This is a genomic window from Agromyces sp. NPDC055520 (assembly GCF_053619715.1).
Genome location: NZ_JBSHJY010000086.1, coordinates 1 through 3126 on the forward strand (window position 1 = coordinate 1; position 3126 = coordinate 3126).

4 protein-coding genes are annotated in these 3126 nt (G+C 67.4%); all 4 read left to right on the forward strand.

All coding sequences use genetic code 11. The annotated features are described in order from the left end of the window. On the forward strand, positions 1 to 665 hold a 665-nt coding region (locus tag ACWGST_RS16945), incomplete at its 5' end, for a MetQ/NlpA family ABC transporter substrate-binding protein (RefSeq protein WP_452047838.1). Positions 666 to 674: 9 nt separating this feature from the next. Beyond that, positions 675 to 1703 carry a methionine ABC transporter ATP-binding protein gene (locus tag ACWGST_RS16950; protein ID WP_452047839.1) on the forward strand — a complete coding sequence of 343 codons (1029 nt, stop codon included), beginning with the start codon at positions 675 to 677 and terminating at the stop codon, positions 1701 to 1703. Next, on the forward strand, positions 1703 to 2362 hold the full coding sequence (locus ACWGST_RS16955; RefSeq protein ID WP_452047840.1) for a methionine ABC transporter permease: 660 nt from the start codon (positions 1703 to 1705) through the stop codon (positions 2360 to 2362). The genes ACWGST_RS16950 and ACWGST_RS16955 overlap by 1 nt, the downstream gene beginning before the upstream one ends. 219 nt (positions 2363 to 2581) lie before the next feature. Next, positions 2582 to 3019 (forward strand): hypothetical protein, encoded by a 438-nt coding sequence (locus ACWGST_RS16960; protein ID WP_452047841.1) that lies wholly within the window; start codon positions 2582 to 2584, stop codon positions 3017 to 3019. Positions 3020 to 3126 lie beyond the last annotated feature (107 nt).

Below are 3126 nucleotides of genomic sequence, written 5' to 3' on the forward strand. Positions count from 1 at the left end.
CGAGCACCGAGGGCGAGCTCGACCTGAACCAGTTCCAGCACATCGTCTACCTCGCCGACTACAACGTGTCGGCCGGCGAAGACCTCACGCCGATCGGCTCGACCGCGATCTACCCGCTCGGGCTCTACTCGGTCAAGTACGACTCGGTGAAGGACATCCCGAAGGGCGAGACCGTCGCCGTGCCGAACGACGCCTCGAACCAGGCTCGGGCGCTGCTCGTGCTGCAGTCGGCCGGCCTCATCGAGCTCAAGAGCGGCGGCACGATCTTCTCCGACCTCGCCGACGTCGACGAGTCGGCGTCGAAGGTCAAGGTGACCGCCCTCGAGGCCTCGCTCACGCCGACCTCGTTGCCCGACGTCGCCGCGGCCGTCATCAACAACGACTTCGTCGCCGACGCCGGTCTCACCTTCGAAGACGCGATCGCGCAAGACGACCCGAGCGACCCCAACGCACTGCCCTACGTCAACATCTTCGCGACGCGCGCCGAAGACAAGGACAACGAGACCTTCAAGAAGCTCGTCGAGATCTTCCAGACCGACCCCGAGGTGCAGGCCGGTCTGCTCGAGGCGTCGGGCGGCACCGGCGTCGCCCTGAAGACCCCGGTCGCCGATCTCGAGAAGTCGCTCACCAAGGTCGAAGCCGACACCGAGGCCGCCCAGGGCTAGGGAGTCACCATGGCGCTCGTCGCCCTGCGCAACGTCACCAAGACGTACCCCGCGGCCGAGAAAGGGGGCTCGCCCGTCGTCGCGATCGACGACGTGAGCCTCGAGATCGAACCCGGTGACGTGTACGGAATCATCGGCTACTCGGGCGCCGGAAAGTCGACGCTCGTGCGGCTCGTGAACGCGCTCGAGCCCGCGACCTCGGGGTCGATCGAGCTCGACGGCCGTGAGATCACGACGATGCCCGAGCGCGAGCTCCGCGGCATCCGGCTCGGCATCGGCATGATCTTCCAGCAGTTCAACCTCTTCAACTCGAAGACGGTGTGGGCGAACGTGGCCTACCCGCTGACGGTCGCGGGCGCCTCGAAGGCCGAGATCGCGGCGCGCGTGGCCGAACTGCTCGAGTTCGTGGGACTCGCCGACAAGGCGAAGAACTACCCCGACCAGCTCTCGGGCGGGCAGAAGCAGCGCGTCGGCATCGCCCGAGCGCTCGCGACCTCGCCGCGGCTGCTGCTCGCCGACGAGGCGACGAGTGCGCTCGACCCCGAGACGACCGGGGAGGTGCTCGAGCTGCTGAAGCGGGTCAACCGCGAGTTCGGGGTGACCATCATCGTCATCACGCACGAGATGGACGTCATCCAGTCGATCGCGACGAAGGTCGCGGTCATGGACGGCGGGCGGGTCATCGAGCACGGCCCGGTCTTCGACGTGTTCTCGAACCCGCAGAACCCGTCGTCGCAGCGCTTCGTCGGCACGGTCGTGAAGGGCATCCCCTCGCCCGCAGAGCTCGCCGTGCTGCAGGAGCGCCACGAGGGTCGCATCGTCACGATCTCGTTCCGCGACGGCGACGCGTCGCAGGCCGCGGTGTTCGTCGCGCTCGCGAGCGCCGGCGTCGAATTCGAACTCGTCTACGGCGGCATCAACGACATCCAGGGGCGCGCATTCGGTCACCTGACGCTCGCGATCAGGGGTCTGGATGCCGCGGTGGATTCGGTGCTCGCCGAGATCGCCTCCCGGGTCGACGTGACGGAGGTGCCGTGATGGACCGCCTGTTCGAGCTCGGCTCCGAGTTCTGGGTGGCGTCGGCCGAGACGCTCTACATGGTGGCGCTCACGCTGCTCATCGGCGGCTTCGCCGGTCTGCTGCTCGGCATCGTGCTGTACGCGACGAGACCGGGCAGCCTGCTCTCGAACCGAGCGGTGTTCACCGTCGTGAACGTCGTGATCAACTTCTTCCGGCCGATTCCGTTCATCATCTTTATCGCCGCCGTGCAACCCTTCGCCCGATACGTGATCGGCACCGGCATCGGCAACGACGCGCTCATCTTCTCGCTCTCGATCGCATCGTCGTTCGCGATCTCGCGCATCGTCGAACAGAACCTCGTCACGGTCTCGCCGGGCGTCGTCGAGGCGGCGAAGGCGATGGGTGCCGGGCCGATTCGGATCCTCCGCACGGTCGTGATCCCCGAGGCGCTCGGTCCGCTGATCCTCGGGTACACCTTCATCCTCGTCGCGATCGTCGACATGACGGCGATGGCGGGCTTCATCGGCGGCGGCGGCCTCGGCAACTTCGCCCTCGTCTACGGGTATCGGCAGTTCGAGCCGGCCATCACGTGGGCGGCGCTGCTGATCATCGTCGTGCTCGTGCAGAGCCTGCAGTTCTTCGGCAACTGGCTCGCACGCAAGGTCATGCGGCGGTAGTCGGGGCGTGCCGCCGCGGGTGCGGCGTAGGCGCGGCGCCTCGGTTGCTTCAGGTTGCCTCGGTTGCTTCAGGTTGCCTCGGTCGCTTCAGGTCGCTTCGGTCGCTTCAGGTCGCTTCGGGATGCCGACTCCTCCTCAACAGGCGACGTGACCGGTCGGGAGTGCACAGATTCGCATGGCCCGCGGTGTCGGTCCGCCGATCCGGGCCATGATCGCCGCATGAACCGACCCGACGCCGACGAGGCCACCCGACTTCCCGTTCCCTCCGACAACGACCTCCAGGCGCGAGTGGCCGACCTGCTCGACTGCGCGATCCGCCGCCAGTGGTGGACCCTCTTCCTCGATGAACGTGACGTGCAGTTCCCGCTCGTCATGCCGATGGCCGACTACCCGGATGCGCCGGACGACCCCGCGCCGGAGTGCGGAACGGCGGCCGAGCTCCTCGCGAACCGTCTCGCGATGATCACCCGAGAGATCGATGCGGCGAAACTCGTGTTCGTGTGGGAGCGACCCGGCACCGCCGAATCGACCCCGGCCGACCGTGCCTGGGCGCGTGCACTCGGCGAGGCCTGCCGGGCCGAAGGCATCGCGGTGCGGGCGCAGCTCATCCTCCATGACGACGGCGTTCGGTGGTTCGCCCCCGACGACTACGTGTGACCGCGTGATCGTATGGGTCTGCTGCACGAGTAGGTGACATCTGAGTTGGCTTGCTCTTCGGGGCGGGCTGGAAGGATGTTGCTGTGCCTAAGCCTTACCCGAGCGAG

Bases quoted from the DNA above. Each gene is read 5' to 3' on its own strand.
- ACWGST_RS16955 (WP_452047840.1), top strand. From the start codon at position 1,703: ATGGACCGCCTGTTCGAGCTCGGCTCCGAGTTCTGGGTGGCGTCGGCC.
- ACWGST_RS16960 (WP_452047841.1), top strand. From the start codon at position 2,582: ATGAACCGACCCGACGCCGACGAGGCCACCCGACTTCCCGTTCCCTCC.
- ACWGST_RS16950 (WP_452047839.1), top strand. From the start codon at position 675: ATGGCGCTCGTCGCCCTGCGCAACGTCACCAAGACGTACCCCGCGGCC.